Annotated in this window: 16 protein-coding genes; 10 read left to right on the top strand and 6 right to left on the bottom strand. The window is 57.6% G+C overall.

The annotated features are described in order from the left end of the window. The first annotated feature begins 126 nt into the window (after positions 1-126). Entirely contained in the window at positions 127-1,794 is a 1,668-nt protein-coding gene (locus IF205_RS15500; protein WP_259780261.1) for a thiamine pyrophosphate-binding protein, read from the top strand. Between the two features lie 13 nt (positions 1,795-1,807). Here the strand turns inward: IF205_RS15500 and IF205_RS15495 are convergent, their stop codons facing one another. Next, on the bottom strand, positions 1,808-2,722 hold the full coding sequence (locus tag IF205_RS15495; RefSeq protein ID WP_259780260.1) for a DMT family transporter: 915 nt from the start codon (positions 2,720-2,722) through the stop codon (positions 1,808-1,810). Between the two features lie 177 nt (positions 2,723-2,899). Between IF205_RS15495 and arsC the strand changes: the two genes are divergently transcribed. The 5 genes from arsC (at position 2,900) to def (ending at position 8,318) form a co-directional block, all read left to right on the top strand. After that, positions 2,900-3,244: an arsenate reductase (glutaredoxin) gene (gene arsC / locus IF205_RS15490; RefSeq protein WP_259780259.1), complete on the top strand. Its 345-nt coding sequence runs from the start codon at positions 2,900-2,902 to the stop codon at positions 3,242-3,244. A 30-nt stretch (positions 3,245-3,274) separates the two neighbouring features. Next, on the top strand, positions 3,275-4,075 hold the full coding sequence (locus tag IF205_RS15485; protein ID WP_259780258.1) for a crotonase/enoyl-CoA hydratase family protein: 801 nt from the start codon (positions 3,275-3,277) through the stop codon (positions 4,073-4,075). A gap of 246 nt (positions 4,076-4,321) precedes the next feature. Next, complete coding sequence (locus IF205_RS15480; protein ID WP_259780257.1) at positions 4,322-5,995, top strand: formate--tetrahydrofolate ligase; 1,674 nt, start codon at positions 4,322-4,324, stop codon at positions 5,993-5,995. A gap of 187 nt (positions 5,996-6,182) precedes the next feature. Beyond that, positions 6,183-7,742 (top strand): sensor histidine kinase, encoded by a 1,560-nt coding sequence (locus tag IF205_RS15475; RefSeq protein ID WP_259780256.1) that lies wholly within the window; start codon positions 6,183-6,185, stop codon positions 7,740-7,742. Between the two features lie 69 nt (positions 7,743-7,811). Then, entirely contained in the window at positions 7,812-8,318 is a 507-nt protein-coding gene (gene def / locus IF205_RS15470; protein WP_259780255.1) for a peptide deformylase, read from the top strand. Positions 8,319-8,367: 49 nt separating this feature from the next. Here def and IF205_RS15465 read toward each other — a convergent pair whose 3' ends face one another. From IF205_RS15465 to IF205_RS15455, 3 genes are all read right to left on the bottom strand, one after another. Continuing rightward, entirely contained in the window at positions 8,368-9,105 is a 738-nt protein-coding gene (locus IF205_RS15465) for a substrate-binding periplasmic protein (protein ID WP_259780254.1), read from the bottom strand. A 130-nt stretch (positions 9,106-9,235) separates the two neighbouring features. Then, entirely contained in the window at positions 9,236-12,022 is a 2,787-nt protein-coding gene (gene fdhF / locus IF205_RS15460) for a formate dehydrogenase subunit alpha (protein ID WP_259780253.1), read from the bottom strand. A 160-nt stretch (positions 12,023-12,182) separates the two neighbouring features. Further along, the gene (locus IF205_RS15455) at positions 12,183-13,019 is read right to left on the bottom strand and encodes a helix-turn-helix domain-containing protein (protein ID WP_259780252.1); all 837 of its coding nucleotides are present in this window, start codon (positions 13,017-13,019) and stop codon (positions 12,183-12,185) included. Positions 13,020-13,358: 339 nt separating this feature from the next. Here IF205_RS15455 and IF205_RS15450 point away from each other — a divergent pair, with 339 nt between their 5' ends. Continuing rightward, positions 13,359-14,345: an asparaginase gene (locus tag IF205_RS15450; protein WP_259780251.1), complete on the top strand. Its 987-nt coding sequence runs from the start codon at positions 13,359-13,361 to the stop codon at positions 14,343-14,345. A 6-nt stretch (positions 14,346-14,351) separates the two neighbouring features. Here the strand turns inward: IF205_RS15450 and speB are convergent, their stop codons facing one another. Next, positions 14,352-15,314 carry an agmatinase gene (gene speB, locus IF205_RS15445; protein WP_259780250.1) on the bottom strand — a complete coding sequence of 321 codons (963 nt, stop codon included), beginning with the start codon at positions 15,312-15,314 and terminating at the stop codon, positions 14,352-14,354. Positions 15,315-15,525: 211 nt separating this feature from the next. Here speB and pncA point away from each other — a divergent pair, with 211 nt between their 5' ends. Beyond that, positions 15,526-16,194, top strand: a complete 669-nt coding sequence (pncA, locus tag IF205_RS15440) for a bifunctional nicotinamidase/pyrazinamidase (RefSeq protein ID WP_259780249.1) — start codon at positions 15,526-15,528, stop codon at positions 16,192-16,194. Positions 16,195-16,198: 4 nt separating this feature from the next. Here the strand turns inward: pncA and IF205_RS15435 are convergent, their stop codons facing one another. Beyond that, positions 16,199-17,293, bottom strand: coding sequence for a DUF2336 domain-containing protein (locus IF205_RS15435; RefSeq protein ID WP_259780248.1), 1,095 nt, complete (start codon positions 17,291-17,293; stop codon positions 16,199-16,201). Between the two features lie 268 nt (positions 17,294-17,561). Here IF205_RS15435 and IF205_RS15430 point away from each other — a divergent pair, with 268 nt between their 5' ends. Beyond that, positions 17,562-18,737, top strand: coding sequence for a vWA domain-containing protein (locus IF205_RS15430; RefSeq protein ID WP_259780247.1), 1,176 nt, complete (start codon positions 17,562-17,564; stop codon positions 18,735-18,737). Positions 18,738-18,753: 16 nt separating this feature from the next. Further along, positions 18,754-19,053: a hypothetical protein gene (locus IF205_RS15425; RefSeq protein WP_259780246.1), complete on the top strand. Its 300-nt coding sequence runs from the start codon at positions 18,754-18,756 to the stop codon at positions 19,051-19,053. Positions 19,054-19,059: the final 6 nt, after the last annotated feature.

The following is a 19,059-nucleotide window of genomic DNA, read 5'->3' as shown; positions in this document are numbered from 1 at the left end:
GTCATTCTGTGCCTGCATTTCACGCTCGCGGGTTGTATCCAAAAAAATGAGCGTCATAATTGTATTGTCTGGGACAATGTTCCGGGCCAACGAACTGGAATAATTAGATATTTAACGGGTGATAAGATGTCGGAACCGCGTATGGGAGGCCAGATTCTGGTCGATGCTTTGAAAATCCATGGGGTGGATACGGCCTTTGGCGTGCCGGGGGAAAGTTATCTGGCCGTTCTGGATGCGCTTTATGAAAGCGGGATCGACTATGTGACCTGCCGTCAGGAAGGCGGGGCGGCAATGATGGCGGATGCCTATGGCAAGCTGACCGGCAAACCCGGCATCTGCATGGTGACGCGCGGGCCGGGCGCGACCAATGCAAGTGCGGGCGTGCATATCGCCTACCAGGATTCGACGCCCATGATCCTGCTGATCGGGCAGGTGGCGCGGGACATGGTGGACCGTGAGGCCTTCCAGGAGATTGATTACCGTCGAATGTTCGGTGAAATGGCAAAATGGGTGGCGCAGATCGACGATCCGGCGCGCATCCCGGAATATCTGAACCGTGCCTTCCATACGGCAACCTCGGGCCGTCCGGGGCCGGTGGTGCTGGCCCTGCCGGAGGACATGCTGACGGAAGAGGCGGATGTGGTGGATGCGCCCGCCTATAAACGCATCGACACCGCACCGTCTGCCGAGGCTATGGAAGAATTGCGCGGGCGTCTGGCTGAAGCCGCCCGTCCGATGGTGATTGTCGGCGGTGGCGGATGGTCGGCTGAGGCGCGGGACGATATGATGGCCTTTGCGGCGGCGAACGGCCTGCCGGTGGGGGCATCCTTCCGTTGTCAGGATTATTTCGACAATAATCACCCATGCTATGTCGGCCATGTGGGGATCGGCATTAACCCGAAGTTGGCGGATCGGATCAGAAACGCGGACCTGCTGCTTGTGGTGGGGGCCCGGCTGGGGGAAATGACGTCGAGCGGTTACAGCCTGTTCGATATCCCCGTGCCGAAACAGAAGCTGGTTCATGTCTATCCCGATGCATCGGAGTTGAACCGGGTCTATGCAACGACCCAGGCAATCAACGCCGACAGCCGCTCCTTTGCCAAGGCGGCGCGGGCGCTGGCGCCGGTCGATGACGAACGCTGGAAAGTGAGCCGGATCGAAGGGCGTGGTGATTTTGTCGAACATTCCGAACCGACGCTGAAGTCCCCCGGCGACGTGCAGATGGGGGAGATCATCGGCTGGTTACGCGGTCATCTGCCGGAAGATGCGATCCTGTGCAACGGCGCGGGGAATTACGCCATCTGGCTGCATCGATATTACCGCTATCGCACATACCGGACCTGTCTGGCCCCGACCAGCGGCTCCATGGGCTATGGCGTGCCTGCGGCGGTGGCGGCCAAGAAGGTGCATCCCGACCGCACCGTCGTCGCCTTCTCAGGCGACGGTTGTTACATGATGCATGGTCAGGAACTGGCGACCGCCATACAGCATGACCTGCCTGCCATCTTCATCGTGGTGAATAACGGCATGTATGGCACCATCCGCATGCATCAGGAGCGGGAATATCCCGGCCGGGTCAGCGGGACAAAGTTGAACAATCCGGATTTCCACGAACTGGCCAAGGCCTATGGCGCGCATGGAGAGCTTGTCACCAAAACGGAAGAGTTTGCCGACGCCTTCAAGCGTTGTCAGGCGTCAGGCAAACCGGCGCTGATCGAAATCCGCGTTGATCCGGAGGCGCTCACCCCGCATGCGTCATTATCCCAGATCCGAGATGGGGCGTTGAAAAAGTAATGGGCTGATAATGTCAGGTTTTGGCAGGCTGATTGATCGGCCTGCCTTTCCTTGATTCCCGCCAGGCGATGTAGCTGGCGCTGCCGGCGATCATCAGGCCGCCGATCCAGGTATAGACGGTCGGCACCTCCTGGAAGACCAGCCAGCCTGCAATCGCCATCCAGAGGAGACGGGTGTAGTCCATCGGCATGATCACATGGGTTTCGCCAAAGCGCAGGGCCTCGGTCATCGCATATTGTGCGATGGTGCCGAGCAGCCCCATGATCGCCAGCATTCCCAGGGTCTCCCAGCTTGGCCAGGACCAGACGAAAAGGGCCGGAATCAGGGAAATGGGCGTCATCAACAGGCCCATATAGGCGGTGACGGTCACGCTGCTTTCGGTTCGGGATAGGATCTTGATCACCAGGATCGCACTGGCCCAGAACAGGGCGGATACCAGCACCAGGACCGTGCCGATCTCGATCTCCTGAAAGCCCGGGCGCAGAATGACCATAGCCCCGCCAAAGGCACAGACAATCGCGAAGCCGCGGTTAAGGCCGATCCGCTCTCCCAGAATCGGGATCGCGAGCAAAGTGACGAAGATCGGCGCGGTAAAGCTGAGTGCCGTGGCGTCGGCCAGAGGGATCAGGCTGATCGACAGGAAATACATGGCCATGGCGGTGGAATTGAAGATCGCCCGCCAGGTCAGCAACCCCAGACGTTTGGTCCGCAGGGGAGCCAAACCCTGTTTCATGAATATCGGCGCGAGTACCACAAAGCCGAACAGGTTCCGGAAGAAGGCAATCTCAAAGGGGTGAATGTCCTTCGCCACATCCTTGATCATGGTATGCATGGCGGAGAACAACAGCACCGACAGCAGCATCCAGGCGATGCCCTTCAGTCCCTCGTTACTGGTTTTTGCGAGGGTGGTTTCGCCCGCCTGTTCCATGCAATACCGACTTTCCATAGGATGATTCGTTCGACCGCTAGCAATACTTGAACCTTCAAAGGATGGCTATAGAGAAGGAAAGACAAATTCTATTTCTTTGCAGGCATCTTTCATGCGATCCGGTCAGCGGCTATAAATCGCCAGGAGACAACACAAATAAGAACAGGAGCCTTTTCCATGTCGGTTACTATTTTCCACAACCCGCGCTGTTCCAAATCCCGCCAGACCCTGGCGTTGTTGGAAGAAAAAGGCGTCGGCCCGACTATCGTTGAATATCTGAAGCAGGCCCCCACGGCGGATGAAATCCGCGATATCTGTGCCAAACTGGGCGTGGAGCCGCGTGCGATGATGCGTAAGGGCGAAGCTGTCTACAAAGAACTGGGCCTGAAGGATGTGGATGACGATAATGCCCTGATCCAGGCCATGGCGGACAACCCGATTCTGATCGAACGCCCGATCGTGATTGCCAATGGCAAGGCCCGCATCGGCCGCCCGCCGGAAAGCGTGCTGGAAATCCTCTGATTAAAACCTGCGCTCTGTGGAGGCCCTCCCATGTCTGATCCCGTTCTCTATGAACAAGACGGTGCCGTTGTCACGCTGACGCTGAACCGGCCGGACGAACTGAACGCCTTTTCGGAACCGTCGATGATCGACGCCTTCCTGGAGGCGGTGGATCGTATCCGCCGCGACGGCACTGTGCGGGCTGTCGTGCTGACCGGCGCGGGGCGGGCCTTCTCCGCAGGGGGCAATGTCAAACATATGCGTGAGAAGACGGATATGTTCGCAGGCACGCCCGCGGAAATCCGGGAGGCCTATCGCCATGGCATCCTCAGGGTGCCTCCGGTTTTCTATAATCTGGACATTCCGACCATTGCGGCAGTGAACGGTCCCGCTTTCGGGGCGGCGCTGGATCTGGTCTGTATGTGCGACATTCGTCTGGCAGCACCGGAGGCACATTTCGGTGCGCCCTTCGTCAATATCGGCATCGCGCCGGGCGACGGTGCGGCCTGGTTTCTGCCGCGGATCATCGGGCAGGGCGCGGCGGCGGAAATGCTGCTGACCGGAGAACCCATTGACGCAGAGACGGCGAAATCCGTCGGACTGGTCAGTCGGATCATTCCCAAAACCGACCTGCTTGCCGAAGCGCAGGCGGTAGCGCAGACGATTGCCGGTAAAGCGCCCGTGGCGGTGAAGCTGACCAAGAAGCTGATGCGTGATGGACAGCATACCCGCCTGGAACCGCATCTGGAGATGTGCGCGGCCTATCAGGCTATTGCCCATCATACCGATGATCATATGGAGGCGCTGGACGCCTTCTTTGAAAAACGGCCGGGGAATTACAAAGGCAAGTAGTCGACCCTCATCTGGTGCGCTTTAAAGGGGCTGTTTGACAATTCACCTGCGCTGGTATGTGTTTAGCATCAGCGACATTAAAAAAATCGGTTTTCTGTGGGGTGATGTCGTAAGCGACGCAAAAAAAGTCGCGGGGGTGGATCGAACCGGAGCCGAAATCCGGTAGCGTCCGCCCTAATAACAATAGGTGTCCCGGCACGAGCCGGGGCTTGTTATGGCGCGGAATTCAGCGAGGGAAACCGAAAAATGGCGAAATCCGATATTGATATCGCACGCGAAGCAACTGTGAAGCCGATCACCGAGGTCGGTGCAAAATTGGGTATGCCGGCCGACGCTTTGCGTCAGTATGGTCCGGACAAGGCAAAAGTCAGCTTTGATTATCTTGACGGTCTGAAAGACAAGCAGGATGGCAAGCTGATCCTGGTTACCGCCATTTCCCCGACCCCGGCTGGTGAAGGTAAAACCACCACCACCGTCGGCTTGGGTGACGGTCTGAACCGCATTGGCAAGAAAGCCATGATCGCCCTGCGTGAGCCGAGCCTTGGGCCCTGCTTCGGCGTCAAGGGTGGTGCTGCCGGTGGTGGCTATGCGCAGGTCGTTCCGATGGAAGACATCAACCTGCATTTCACCGGTGACTTCCATGCAATCACCTCTGCGCACAACCTGTTGAGTGCGTTGATCGACAACCACATCTACTGGGGCAACGAACTGGGCTTCGACGAACGTCGTGTCGCATGGCGTCGTGTGCTCGACATGAACGACCGCGCCCTGCGTGACACGGTTGTCTCCCTCGGCGGCGTTGCCAACGGCTTCCCGCGCCAGACCGGTTTCGACATTACGGTGGCCTCCGAAGTCATGGCTATCTTCTGCCTGGCCGACGGCCTCAAGGATCTTGAAGAACGCCTGGGTCGCATCGTTGTCGGTTACACCCGTGACCGCAAGCCGATCTACGCCCGGGACGTAAAAGCCGAAGGTCCGATGACCGTTCTGCTGAAAGATGCGCTGATGCCGAACCTGGTTCAGACGCTGGAAAACAACCCGGCCTTCATTCACGGTGGCCCGTTCGCGAACATCGCGCATGGCTGTAACACCGTTTCCGCCACCAAGTCCGCGCTGAAACTGGCAGACTATGTGGTGACCGAAGCCGGTTTCGGTGCCGACCTGGGCGCAGAGAAGTTCTTCGACATCAAATGCCGCAAGGCTGGCCTGAACCCGGAAGCGGTCGTCATCGTTGCCACCGTCCGCGCACTGAAGATGCATGGTGGTGTTGCGAAAACCGAACTGGGCGCGGAAAACGTCGACGCGGTCAAGAAGGGCCTGGAAAACCTGGGCCGTCACATCCGCAACGTCGGCCAGTTCGGCGTGCAGGCTGTGGTTGCCATCAACCGCTTTGTCACCGACACCGATGCGGAACTGGCAGCTATCCAGGAATACACCGGCCAGTTCGGTGTGGAAGCTATCGAGTGCACCCACTGGGCAGACGGTTCCGCCGGTACGGAAGCCCTGGCCAAGAAAGTCGTCGAGATCGTCGACAATGGCGGTGCGCAGTTCCGTACGCTGTATGAAGACGACATGCCGCTGTTCGACAAGATCAACACCATTGCCCGCAACATCTATGGCGCGGACGAGGCGATTGCCGACAAGAAGGTCCGTCAGCAGCTCAAGGAATGGGAAGATGCCGGTTACGGCGATCTGCCGGTCTGCATGGCGAAAACCCAGTACAGCTTCTCCACCGACCCGACCCTGATCGGTGCGCCGACCGGCCATGTGGTTCCGGTCCGTGAAGTTCGTCTGTCGGCGGGTGCTGGCTTCATCGTTGCAATCTGCGGTGAGATCATGACCATGCCGGGCCTGCCGCGTGTACCGGCAGCCAACAGCATCCATCTGGATGACAAAGGCGACATTCAGGGCTTGTTCTAAGTCCCGGGCGTCAGCCTCTCTGTAAGTTTACGGGTCGCGCTTTGCGCGGCCCGTATTTTTTGCTGCAGGAGCGGGCTGTTATTTTCGACAATGCTTGAATATAATCCTACGTAATGGGGTGCCGGACACGGCGGCGTTAAAAAATGGCCGGACTGGTGTAAGCAAGTGAGTTGCGAGAGAGGGTAAAGTGGCGCAGGGGGCCCGCAAACGACACTTCCTGGATGGAGAGAGCCTTGAGCTGTTCGACGCTATCAGTCGGCCTGTCTGGCTGTTTGATGTGGCCTGCCATTCCATCTGGTGGGCAAACAGGGCTGCGGTAAAGTTCTGGCGGGCCGATAGTCTGGAAGACCTGCTATCGCGGGATTATTCCAGCGACAGCGCAACGGTTCGGCAGCGCCTGCGCCAGGTCTTTGACAACACGCCGGAAGGCGAGTTTGCCTCCGAGACCTGGACCCTATACCCCATGGGTCATCCGGTCACAGTGGTTTTGAACCTGTCACCCGTCGTAATCGGCGAGGATGCGCGGGACGCCGTTCTGATCGAGGTGGATGCCCATGTTCGCCTGGACGAAGATCCGCACGGCCTGCGCATGCTGGAAGCCATGCGCTATACATCCCTGATCGTCAGTTCCTTCACGCTGGCAGGAGAATTCCTGTCCCAGAACCCGGCTGCATCTGAATGTTATGACGACGTGTCGGGCATAGAGCGCGGTGATTTTATTGAGCGTTTTGTTGACCCGGAAGAAGGCCGTGTGTTGCTGGCGGCGGCACGTGCGAATACCGAAACGTCAGGCGAGTTCCGGGTAAGGACCAATGTCGGGATGCGCTGGCACAGCATTGATATAACGCTTGGCCGTGATCCTTTGTCGGGTGAGGTGGCGTTGGTCGTGTCGGAAGAGGATATCACCAAATCCCGTCACGCCCAGGAACAGTTGGCGGAACTCAACAGGACGCTGGAACGGCGGGTTCAGGACCGCACCTTGGATCTGGAACGGGCGATTGGCAGGGCGGATCAGGCCAACCGGGCCAAATCGGACTTCATCGCCCATATGAGCCATGACCTGCGGACCCCTTTGAATGCGATCCTGGGCTTTTCGGACATTATCCGGACAGGTATTTTGGGCGAGGATATGGCCCGTGACCGGGACTATGCGAATTCCATTCACCGTGCGGCGACACAGTTGCTGGCGCTGATCGACAATCTTCTGGATATTTCACGACTGGAAAGCGGTCGTATGATCGTTCAGGCCCAGCGGGTGGATTTGAACAAATTGCTCGACGAGGCCTGCGGCATGGTGTGTTCTTCTTTGAAAGGGGCGCATCCCAGTTGTGAAGTTGTCGTGGCCGAGGATGTTGCGGAATTTCACACAGACCCCGGCCTGTTGCAGCAAATCCTGATCAATCTGATGACCAACGCGGCAAAGTTTACGCCGCCGGACGGTGCAATCCGTATTGCCGCGGCTGCGGCAAATCGGGAAAACAGCCTGAAGCTGACTGTGGCGGATACAGGCATCGGTATCCCCGAGGAATTGCTGGACCGGATTTTCGACGCCTATGATCGCGGCGCGCCGGATGTGGCTTCCACACGAGAGGGAACCGGGTTGGGCCTTGCCATTGTGAAGGGCCTTGCAGAATTGCTGAATGGTGACGTGCAGATTCAAAGTGTCGAGAATGTCGGGACGACCGTTATCCTGACCATCCCGGAAGCCGTGGAAAAGGCAGATTCCGGCATGGCGGCTATTCCCTGACCGGCTTGTATTCGCTGGCAGTAATCCATACAAGGATGTCGCACGCCCATTCGAAAACAGGCTCAAGATATGACCCGCCATCCCCTTCAATTGACCTATGGTCCCGACCCCATCTTCCGTAAGAAAGCCACGGCGGTTGCCGAGGTGGATGACGGCGTTCGGGAGACCGTCGAGGCCATGTTCGACTTGCTTTATCGGGAGAAGGGCGTCGGGATCGGCGCCAATATGGCGGGACTGCTGCAACGCATCGTTGTCATCGACCTGCAGGAAGAGGGCGCGCGCCAACCATTGGCTCTCATCAACCCGGAAATCTTATGGTCCGGCGAAGAAACACAGACATTCACCGAAGCCTCGCTCAGCTTTCCCGGCATCTCTGCAGAGATCACCCGTCCGAAATCAATCAAGGTCGGCTATCTGGACTGCAAAGGCTGTGCGCAGGAACTGGAGGCGGAAGGCTGGCTGGCGCAGGTCATCCAGCATGAAGTGGATTATCTGGACGGCAAAACCTATCTGGATCGTCTGTCCGCGACCAAACGCAACATGCTGATGCGCAAATACAAAAAGAACAGGGGCTGAGCAGGCGGACCGCCCGTCATCTGCATTGCAAGGCGTGAGGGGGCTGGCTTTACCGATATCGCGCGAGGATTTCCTCATAAACCGGAGAGCGCCGAACGGAATCGACGGCGCTCTGCAATGCCGCCACTGCGGCTGGATCAGATCGCAGGTTCAGGGCCAGCCAGTTCTGTCCCTTCCGCAGGGTGAATATGACCTCATAATCGTCGGCGATTCCATGTTTCCTCAACACATGGAAGGCGACCATGATGTTGTAGGCCCAGAAATTCGCCCGTTTGATGGACAGCAGGCGGACGATTGAATCCTGGTTTGACTGGCGTGACAGGTTTTCCTTGCGGACACCGCCTTCCAGCAACAGTTGTTCTGCGACGTCATCGCGGATTGTGGCCGTCAGATAGCGGTTCAGTTGATCCAGGCTTCCAATCCTGTGGTGATCCGACTTGCGGGCAAGTATGCCGTGGTCGGAACTGGTGCCGGGGCCGACCCACAGGAATTTATCCTCTCTGGCGGCTGTGCGGGACGTGCCGAAAAGAACGGTATTGGGGGTTGCCAGAACGATATTGTAGCCGCGCGCCCAGGGGACCACATGGATGTCCTGTACCGTTTTGGTTGTCTCTGTCTGTCTGAAGGCTTCCCGGAGGATATCCACAAAAATTCCCTTCAACTCACCGTCTTCGACAAACTGATAGGGTGGGAAGTCCTCGGTGTAGAAGGTCAGTTTATCGATTGGCCCGGCCACGGCGGGCAGGGTCAGCAGGACGGATAAGAAGGCGACCAGGACAAGGCGCAAGGGTGGCTCCTCCTGAATGTCGACGCAAAAGTTCGTTTATTAAACAAGTATAGTTGGTGAAGTTTAAGCAATGCTGAACATATAAGAAAACAGCCCCGTTTCCGGGGCTGTTTGTGATTATCCATTTTGATTACTCCGCTGCGGCGGGGTGATCGTCCGGGGCTTTTTCTACGCGCGCGGCGCAGTATTTGAACTCCGGAATTTTACCAAACGGGTCCAACTGCGGGTTGGTCAGCATGTTGGCCGGGCCCTCGGCAAAGCAGAAGGGCACGAAGACCATGCCATCGGTAACATCGCGGTCGATACGCGCCTTGACGCGGATGGAACCGCGGCGGGTGTGAACGTCCACAAAGTCACCCGGCTGAATGCCCATGCGGTCCAGTGTTTTTGGGTGCAGATGGGCGACGGCCTCCGGCTCGATTGCATCCAATACCGTTGCACGGCGGGTCATGGCGCCGGTATGCCAATGTTCCAGCAGACGGCCCGTGGTCAGGACCATGGGGAACTCATCGTCGGGAACCTCCGCAGGCGGGACCAGGTCGGTCGGTACCAGTTTGGCGCGGCCGGTCTGGGTCGGGAAATCCTCGATGAAGATATAGGGCTGGCCCGGATCTTCGGCGCTGGTGCAGGGATAGGTTATCGATTCCTCGCGGTCGACGCGATCCCAGGTCATGCCCTGGATCGACGCCATCACCTGGGTCATTTCGGTGAAGACATCCTTCGGGTGGGTGTAACTCCAGTTGAGCCCCATGCCCTTGGCGATTTCCTGGATGATCCACCAGTCCTGGCGTGCCTCGCCCGGCATGTCGAGCGCCGGGCGGACCATCTGCACCGTCCGGTTGGTATTGGTGAAGGTGCCCCATTTTTCCTGGAAGGCGCTGGCAGGCAGGATCACATCCGCGTGGAAGGCGGTTTCCGTCATGAAGATGTCCTGCACGACCAGATGCTCCAGCTTGGCAAGCGCGCCACGGGCGTGATGCACATCCGGGTCGGACATGGCCGGGTTTTCACCCATGATATACATGCCTTTGATCTCGTCGGCGTGGATTGCATTCATGATTTCAACCACGGTCAAACCGGGGTTGGGGTCCAGTTCGGTACCCCAGAAGTCCTCATAACGCTTGCGCACGGCCTCATCCGCAACGGATTTGTAATCCGGGTAGACCATCGGGATCAGTCCGACGTCGGATGCGCCCTGGACGTTGTTCTGCCCGCGCAGCGGATGCAGGCCCGTGCCTGTACGGCCGATCTGACCGGTGATCATGGCAAGCTGAATCAGGCAACGGCTGTTGTCGGTGCCGTGGACATGCTGGGAAACGCCCATACCCCAGAAGATGATGGACTTGTCCGCCTTGGCATAGGCGCGGGCAACCTCGCGCAGGGTTTCCGCATCAATGCCGCAGATTTCAGCCATCTTCTCAGGCGTGAAGTCTTTCACCTTTTCCTTGATGGCGTCGAAGTTATCGACACGGGCCTGGATGAACTGTTCGTCGATCAGGCCTTCATCAATGATGGTGTGGATCATGGCATTCAGCATGGACACATCTGCGCCCGGTTTGAACTGCAGATGCTTCCAGGCCAAGCGCGCCATATTCTGGCCGCGCGGGTCCATGATCACCAGTTTGGCACCGCGTTTGGCAGCCTGTTTGAAATAGCTGGCCGCAACCGGGTGGTTCCAGTTGGGGCGGCAGCCGATCATGATGATGAAATCGGATTCCTCTGCTGCCCGGAAGGGGGCGGAGACCGCACCGGAGCTGATGCCTTCCATCAGTGCCGCGACAGAGGAGGCATGGCAGAGACGGGTGCAATGGTCAACGTTGTTGGACTTAAAGCCGGTGCGGACCAGTTTCTGGAACATATAGGCTTCTTCGTTTGACCCTTTGGCGGAACCGAAGCCGGCCAGACCCTTGGGGCCATTTTCGGCAAGAACCTTTCTCAAGCCGCCCGCAGCCTTTTCCAAGGCTTCTTCCCAGGTTGCCTCGCGGAAATGGGTGTAGGGATTAGCTTGGTCCACCTCGTCATCCCAGGCCTTGGGAACGCCTTCCTTGCGGATCAGCGGTTTGGTCAGGCGGGCCGGATGGCTGGCATAATCCATGCCGAAGCGGCCTTTGACGCAAAGGCGGTTTTCGTTGGCCGGGCCATTGCGGCCCTCGACCTTGATGATCTGGTTGTCCTTCACATGAATGCGCGTCAGGCAGCCAACGCCGCAGAAGGGGCAGGAACTGTCGACGACCTTATCGGCACCATCGGCGTATTTGATGGTCTGGTCTTCTTTCAGCATGGTGGTCGGCATCAGGGCGCCCGTCGGGCAGGCCTGGACGCATTCGCCACAGCCGACACAGGTGGAGGTGCCCATCGGGTCGTCGAGATCGAAGACAATTTTTGCGTTATGGCCGCGATAGGCCATGCCGATCACGTCGTTCACCTGGACTTCGCGGCAGGCGCGTACACAGAGATTACAATTGATGCAGGCATCCAGATTGACGCGCATGGCCGGGTGGCTGGCGTCCAGCTTGGGCATTTCGCGGGCGGGAAAACGGCTGCCTTCCAGGCCGATTTCGGTGGACCAGTTCCAGAAGCGGCTGTCGGGATCATGCGCTTTTTCGCGTTCCGGCTGGTCAGCCATCAGCAGCTCGAAAACCATCTTGCGGGATTTCTTGGCGCGTTCGCTGGCGGTGTTGACCACCATGCCGTCGCTGGGCTCGCGGACGCAGGAGGCGGTCAGCGTGCGTTCGCCTTCCACTTCGACCATGCAGGCGCGGCAGTTCCCATCGGCGCGATAGCCCGGTTCCGGCGTATAGCAGAGATGCGGGATTTCCACGCCCTGCTTCTGGGCAACCTGCCAGATGGTCTCGCCTGCCTGTGCTTCGACCTGTTGGCCGTTCAATGTGAAAGTGACGGATTTATCCTGCGCCATGATCCCGTGTTTCCTCAAACGCTTGATGCATTTCGTTTTTTTGCCGCTGGTCCGGCGGCTTTGAATACTATTATCACATTTTTTAGCGGCTTTCGTCCAATGGCTATACCGGATTTGCGTCGGCCCTGGCCGGATTTGCGGCAAAGGTTGCTATGACCGCTTATTGTGCCTCTGCCACAAAGGCGAAAGGATCGCCGGTGCGGCTGTTGTCTATAAGGGGGAGGATGCTGGCATCTATTTCCGGATCGTCGGGACTATACAGGCCGCAGTGGCGGAAGGCGCGGCCGGGTTGAATATTGCGGCCAAGATAGTCCCACAGGACACGGGTACAGGCCGGGGTTCTTTGTTCTCGCGCGGCGGCACCCATTTTCAGGCCGGTCAGCCGTGTGATCCGGTTTTGATAGGCAGGATAGAGAATGGTCTGGCTTACCTCATTGGCCGTGAGCGATTCGTAGTCGATCAGGAAAAGCCGGTCATGCAGGAACAGGGTAACGCCTTTATATTTACAGTGGATGGGGCGCCGGACAGCGCCGGGCGGCGTCAGCCGTTCGATCCTTTGGTGGTAGACCTGATCGCCTTCTTCCCCGATATAGGCCAGTGAGCGCAGAATCTTGCCCGGTTTGGACATGGAATAGGAATACTCGAAATAATATCCGCAGTAGCGGGCAAGCTGGGTTGGGGATGATGCGCGCATCAGGGCGGCGAGATGCGGGTTATGTGCGGACTGGTCGAGGGGGGCGGTAGCGTTCCTGTCCTGGGGCCGCAGGGCCACGATCTGGCGGAATTGTTCATGCGGCAGGAAAATCTCGTAATCTTCCACGCCGAAGAAATCGCAAAGGCGGCGCAACAGATGGGGGGAGGGCCGGTGGCGGCCTGTCAGATATTTGTTGAACTGGGATCTGTTGACGCCCAGACGTCGCGTTACCTCCGCAATGGAGGGATAAAAGCTGCACAGCAATTTGAGATTGCTCGCAAAAACTTCCAGCGTTTCTGCCATTTTACCCTTGCTCAACCCATCACTGACCTGTTGTTCCGACGGAGATTATATAAAGTTCTTTTCAGATGATAGCGTTATTTGATGCAAATACTGCGTCATATTGCGCCATATTGAGCAAAGTTGCGAAATTGCTGACACTCTTATCTTTTTACTAATGTCGGCTTGGGGATAGGGTGTGAGAGATAATTAAAACTTGGCTTTCATCACATCCGCGAGCAGGAACTTTTTTTGTCGAGGGATAGGGGCCTGCTCTCCCCAAGTTTTCATCCGGCAGGGCGACCGGAAATCCATATATAACCATATAAGAACGATGGACCTGATGGGTGAGGATCTGGCGATATGCGGAAATCCGTTCTAATCCTGAATACCGGCGGCACGATCAGCATGCGCGCAACCGAACGGGGATTTGCACCTGATCCGGATTTTCTGGGCCGGTTGAAGAATATCGTGGCTGACCCTGACTTCGCACCGGGCCTGGACGTTCAATTCGCAGAAATGACGCCGCTTCTGGATAGTTCCAATATGGAACCGGGCGACTGGCGCAGGATTGCCGACGAGATCACCCGGCTGGGTGAAAAGGCGGACGGCGTTTTGTTGCTGCATGGCACGGATACCTTGGCCTTTACCGCGTCCGCCCTGTCTTTCTTGCTGGAACCCTCACGCCTGCCGGTGATTATCACGGGCAGCCAGATTCCCATGTCGGAGGCAGACAGCGACGGCCTGTCGAATGTGCAGGGGGCGCTTGCCGCCCTGGCGGAAGACCGGTCACGGGATGTCTTCGTGTGGTTCGGCGGTCGGCTGATGAAGGGAAACCGGACGACCAAGGTCCATTCCTTCGGACTTGCGGCATTCGATGCGCCGCGGATGCGGGGCCGTGATGCGAAGCCCGGTGAATTGCGCGCCGCATTGCCCAATGTGGAAGAGGGACGCGCAATGGCGCAGGTCGGCCTGTTGAAGCTTTATCCGGGGATCAGTGGTGCCGTCGTGGATGCCCTTGTCGACAGCGGCCTGCAGGGACTGGTCATGGAATGTTATGGGGCGGGGAACGGTCCCGACCTGAACACGGGGTTCATGGCGGCCTTGAAACGGGCGGTCGATGCCGGAGTTGTCGTGGTGGCTGTGTCCCAATGTCACTTCGGCAGCGTTGATCTCTATCGCTATGCCACGGGCCGCGCTTTGGCCGATATCGGAATCATCAGCGGATCGGATATGACCGTTGAGGCTGCAGTCACCAAACTGCAGGTGCTACTGTCGCTGACGTCTGATATTCCTGCCGTGGCGGAGGCCATGACGCAGGATCTACGCGGCGAAGTGACCATCACCTGACCGGTTTCAGGATTGTTCCTTCTTTTTGTTCGCCAACAGGCAGAGATAGTCATGCGCGATGGTTGCGGCGGCGATTGCCGTGATCTCCGCATGGTCGAAGGCGGGGGCGACTTCCACGATATCCATACCGACCCAGTTGACCGACTGCAGGCCGCGAATGATCGACAGGGCCTGATGGCTGGTCAGCCCACCGGCGACCGGGGTGCCCGTGCCGGGCGCATAGGCCGGGTCCAGGCAGTCGATATCGAAAGTCAGATAGGCCGGGCGATCACCAACGATTTCCTTCACATTCTCGACCAGGGCCTTCACGCCGTTTTCATGCACCCAGGGTGCGTTGAAAATGTTGAACCCCACATCATCGGCGATCGTGCGGATGCCGATCTGGGCGGAATGCTTGGGGTCGACGATGCCCTGTTTGACGGCGCGGGTGAACATGGTGCCGTGGTTCAACGGCTCACCCGTGTCGTCCCAGGTGTCGGGATGCGCGTCAAAATGCACAAGGCTGATCGGCCCGTATTTTTCCGCATAGGCGCGCAGAATCGGATAGGTGACGAAATGGTCGCCGCCCATGCAAAGCGTACTGACGCCCTGGTCCAGGATATCTTTCACGTGATTGGTGATGACGTCCGGGATTTCCTCAGGAAAACCGTGGTCGAAAAAGACATCGCCGTAATCGACCACTGCCAGATGATCGAAGGGATCGAAGCCCCAGGGAAAGGCGTTAAGTTCTGCCAGTTGCACCGAACCTGCGCGAACGGCCTGCGGACCCTGGCGTGCGCCGGGACGGTAGGTGGTGGCAATATCCAGCGGAATGCCGGTCACGGCCACATCGACGCCGGTCAGGTCACGGGTATATTTTCGGCGCATGAAGCTTTGTACGCCCGCATAGGTCATCTCCATGTCGCGGCCGTATAGATCGCCGCGCCGGAAGGCCTGATCCCCGTGGTTTTTATAGTCGTCGATGCTCATGATTTTAGCCTTCTATTCCGGGCCTGTTATTGCCTGTTCCCGGCCTTTCGATCTGGTCAGTTCCAGAGTTTCGTATCATATTGGACAAAGAAAAAGTGATCACAAAATACCGGCTCTTGGAGGAAACGCCAAGCGCCATTATAAATGAGCCATAATAATATCAGGTTGCGGTGCCTTTCTCCGCGAGGCGCGGGAGTTCAATTGAATAGATATGAATGGGAGCACCACCATGCCGCAGAATGGCGACAAGATTGATCTGCAAAGCGAAACCGACGTTCTTCTGATTATTGATGTTCAGAACGATTTCTGCCCGGGCGGTGCACTAGCGGTGCCACAGGGTGATGAGGTTGTCCCGGTCATCAACGGCTTGAGCACGCGGTTCAATCACGTGGTGCTGACCCAGGACTGGCATACGCCGGGCCATCAGTCCTTTGCCTCGTCCCATGACGGCAAAGACCCGTTCCAGACCGCACATCTTCCCTATGGCGAGCAGGTTCTTTGGCCTGATCACTGCGTACAGGGAACGCCGGGCGCGAATTTTCATGCCGATCTGCAAACGGACCGCGCACAGATGGTTATCCGCAAAGGTTTCCGCCCGCAGATGGATTCCTATTCCGCCTTTTATGAAAACGACCATATGACGGCGACGGGACTGACAGGCTATCTGCGCCAGCGCGGGGCAAAACGCCTTTTCCTGGTAGGATTGGCAACGGATTTCTGTGTGCTTTATTCTGCCCTCGACGCCCGCCATGCGCGGTTTGAAACCTATGTAATCGATGATGCCTGCCGTGCCATCGATCTGGAAGGATCGCTCGCACAGGCCCATGCCGCGATGGAACGGGAAGGCGTGCACCGGATTACATCTGAGGCCCTGCTATAAAGGCTTACCAGGCATCCACAGGGGTTTCGCGCCAGGCGTTGAGCACACGCTCAGCGCCTTTTGCGTCGATGCGTTCGAAATAGTCCATCAGCTTGATATAGGCCTGGCTCTGGCGGAACCTTTTGGTATCACCGCCGCCCTGCAGATAGCAGATAATATCGCCAAAGGTAGGTGCGTCCACATGGGCCGCCTTGCAGGCGATGGCCAGGGCTTCCGGTCCGGCATCGTAGAGCACACGGGTGGCTGAATTGACCGACAGGTCGGTAAGGTCGCGGAACAGTTCCTCAAACAACCGGATATCGCCGTTTTTAAGGGCACTGACCATTGATCGCGGATGAGGTTTATAGCCGCTGTCACCAAGAATGGAGGCAACCACGCCGTCTTCGTCCGCGAAATCCGTTTCCTCCAATGCCCGCGTTACGGCCTCCGATACGGTTTCGTCCAGTTCCCAGTCGATTGCGGGGAAGGTTTCCGTCAGATGGCTGCGCAGGGCCTCGCCGACCCAGCTATACATCCGCCGGGCCATGTCGGTGGTCAGTTCCCGTCGGCGGGAAACAAGTTCCTGATATTCCCGGTCATCTATGGATTGTTCGACCAGGATCTGCATTGTTCCTTCGCGGATTTCGGCCCCCTCGTTGCGCAGCAGAGAGCAGATGACATTGCGGTTCTGGGTTTCTACGAGGGCGTCGGTGACGGCGATGGACAGGTTATCGCGCTTGGAAATCGCCAGTTGATGCGCCTCTGCCTGGCTGGCGATGACCTTGATCAGGTCCGTGTCTTCCAGAACCTGGCTGAGACGCAGAACCGGTTCGGCCACGTCGATATCCTCGTTGGCCAGCGTCATGATGAGATCGTGAGGCACGTCGCCCCGGTCGGACAGAATACGGGCCAATGTCTTGCGAACCCGCACTTCGACAACCTGGACAAGCTGGCGGAAAATATCGAATACGATGGCTTTTTCCGATGGGCTGAGTTCCTGGCCGGACTTCAGACAGATGGCGTTGAGGGATTCCAGAAGTTGTGCGCGTCCACCGGCAGAAGAATCGCGCGCTGCGTCGACTAATTCATTGAGAGACGTACCATTTGTCTCATCTGCCACAATGCGTCCTCCTCCACATCATGCCGGTGATTACGGGCGGCACGCTTGCAAGTGCCCAGGCCCCATAAATATCACCTCTCATGTCCCAGCCCCAGGTTCCCTATAAAACTACTTAGAAAATCGTTTAGCCTCAAGGGTTTTCGAGTGAATAAGGTGTGATATTACCGTGGTTTACGGTTGCCCGCGCTGAAAGCTTGGGGATTGCCATCGACCCGACGGGGGGACTATCTTTGCGGACGCATTCAAAAGTCAATCGGCCGGGGCGCCAATGTTCCTCAATCTCTTCACAGAACTTCGCGACGCCGGTGTGCCGGTATCCATCAAGGAGTATTTGATGCTGCTTGAGGCGATGGAACGCGGTGTTGCGGAATATAGCGTCGATAATTTCTATTATCTGAGCCGCGCCGCCCTGGTGAAGGACGAGCGTTACCTGGACCGGTTCGACCGGGTGTTCGGCCAAGTCTTCAAAGGCCTTGAGGCGGATGGCGGGCTTGAGGCGCAGGATATCCCGGAAGACTGGCTGCGCAGGCTGGCGGAAAAACATCTGTCTGAAGAGGAAAAGGTGCAGATCGAGGCTTTGGGCGGTTTCGAGAAATTGATGGAGACCCTGCGTAAACGACTGGCTGAACAGGAAAAGCGCCACCAGGGGGGTAACAAGTGGATCGGCACGGCGGGAACCTCACCCTTCGGCGCATATGGGTATAATCCTGAAGGCATACGCATTGGTCAGCATGAAAGCCGCCATCGGCGTGCGGTAAAGGTCTGGGACAAGCGAGAATTCAAGAATCTCGCCGACGACGTCGAACTGGGTACCCGCAATATCAAAGTGGCGTTGAGGCGGCTGCGTCGTTTTGCCCGCGAAGGGGCCGCAACGGAACTCGACCTTGCGGATACGATTCGCAGTACTGCCGGCAACGGCGGTATGCTGGATATCAAAATGGTGCCGGAACGTCATAACGCGGTGAAGGTGCTGTTGTTCTTCGATGTGGGCGGTTCCATGGATGATCATATCCGGGTCTGTGAGGAACTGTTTTCCGCCGCGCGGGCGGAATTCAAACATCTGGAATTCTATTACTTCCACAATTGCCTCTATGAATCGGTCTGGAAGGACAGCCGTAACCGCTGGAAGAACAAGATCCCGACCATGGATGTGTTGCGGACCTATCCCGATGATTACAAGGTGATCATCGTCGGGGATGCCACTATGAGCCCCTACGAAATTGTTTATCCCGGCGGAAGTGTGGAACATTGGAACGAGGAGGCGGGCGAGGTCTGGATGGGCCGTTTGCTGGACAAGTTCCACAAGGCGGTTTGGATCAACCCCCAGCCGGAAGGGCGGTGGGGGTATTATGAATCGCTCAAGATCATGGATCGTTTGATGGATGGACGTATGTATCCGTTGACCCTGCACGGGATTGACGATGCCATGCGTGCCTTGATGTAAGGAGACTGGAGAGGTCATGACCGGCAAGATGCTGCGTGGAATGGTGATAACCCTGGTGTTGGCCGGGGGGCTTGCGGCCTGCGCCAACGATCCGTCCATAACGGATACGATTGATACCCGTTCCGCACCTGATGGTATGAAGACCGTTGGTGTTTGCTATAATGGCAATAACACCACGCGCGCCGCTGTCAGTGAGATTGCCCTGAAGGCATGCCCAAAAGGAACGACCAAGCTTAAACTCTGGGACAAGGATCATATGGCGAATGCCTGTCCGCTGACCAAGGTCAACCGGGTGGTTTTTCTATGCCTGCATTAGGTCCCA

It is taken from the genome of Aestuariispira ectoiniformans (assembly GCF_025136295.1).
In the GTDB taxonomy this organism is placed as follows: Bacteria; Pseudomonadota; Alphaproteobacteria; order UBA8366; family Aestuariispiraceae; genus Aestuariispira_A; species Aestuariispira_A ectoiniformans.
Note: the sequence above shows the minus strand (reverse complement) of the source record. Positions and strands in the feature narration are given on the sequence as shown.

What these genes read in the sequence shown, in the direction of transcription:
- IF205_RS15500 (WP_259780261.1), top strand. Translation starts at nt 127, where the DNA reads ATGTCGGAACCGCGTATGGGAGGCCAGATTCTGGTCGATGCTTTGAAA.
- IF205_RS15495 (WP_259780260.1), bottom strand. Translation starts at nt 2,722, where the DNA reads ATGGAACAGGCGGGCGAAACCACCCTCGCAAAAACCAGTAACGAGGGA.
- arsC (WP_259780259.1), top strand. Translation starts at nt 2,900, where the DNA reads ATGTCGGTTACTATTTTCCACAACCCGCGCTGTTCCAAATCCCGCCAG.
- IF205_RS15485 (WP_259780258.1), top strand. Translation starts at nt 3,275, where the DNA reads ATGTCTGATCCCGTTCTCTATGAACAAGACGGTGCCGTTGTCACGCTG.
- IF205_RS15480 (WP_259780257.1), top strand. Translation starts at nt 4,322, where the DNA reads ATGGCGAAATCCGATATTGATATCGCACGCGAAGCAACTGTGAAGCCG.
- def (WP_259780255.1), top strand. Translation starts at nt 7,812, where the DNA reads ATGACCCGCCATCCCCTTCAATTGACCTATGGTCCCGACCCCATCTTC.
- fdhF (WP_259780253.1), bottom strand. Translation starts at nt 12,022, where the DNA reads ATGGCGCAGGATAAATCCGTCACTTTCACATTGAACGGCCAACAGGTC.
- IF205_RS15455 (WP_259780252.1), bottom strand. Translation starts at nt 13,019, where the DNA reads ATGGCAGAAACGCTGGAAGTTTTTGCGAGCAATCTCAAATTGCTGTGC.
- IF205_RS15450 (WP_259780251.1), top strand. Translation starts at nt 13,359, where the DNA reads ATGCGGAAATCCGTTCTAATCCTGAATACCGGCGGCACGATCAGCATG.
- speB (WP_259780250.1), bottom strand. Translation starts at nt 15,314, where the DNA reads ATGAGCATCGACGACTATAAAAACCACGGGGATCAGGCCTTCCGGCGC.
- pncA (WP_259780249.1), top strand. Translation starts at nt 15,526, where the DNA reads ATGAATGGGAGCACCACCATGCCGCAGAATGGCGACAAGATTGATCTG.
- IF205_RS15430 (WP_259780247.1), top strand. Translation starts at nt 17,562, where the DNA reads ATGTTCCTCAATCTCTTCACAGAACTTCGCGACGCCGGTGTGCCGGTA.
- IF205_RS15425 (WP_259780246.1), top strand. Translation starts at nt 18,754, where the DNA reads ATGACCGGCAAGATGCTGCGTGGAATGGTGATAACCCTGGTGTTGGCC.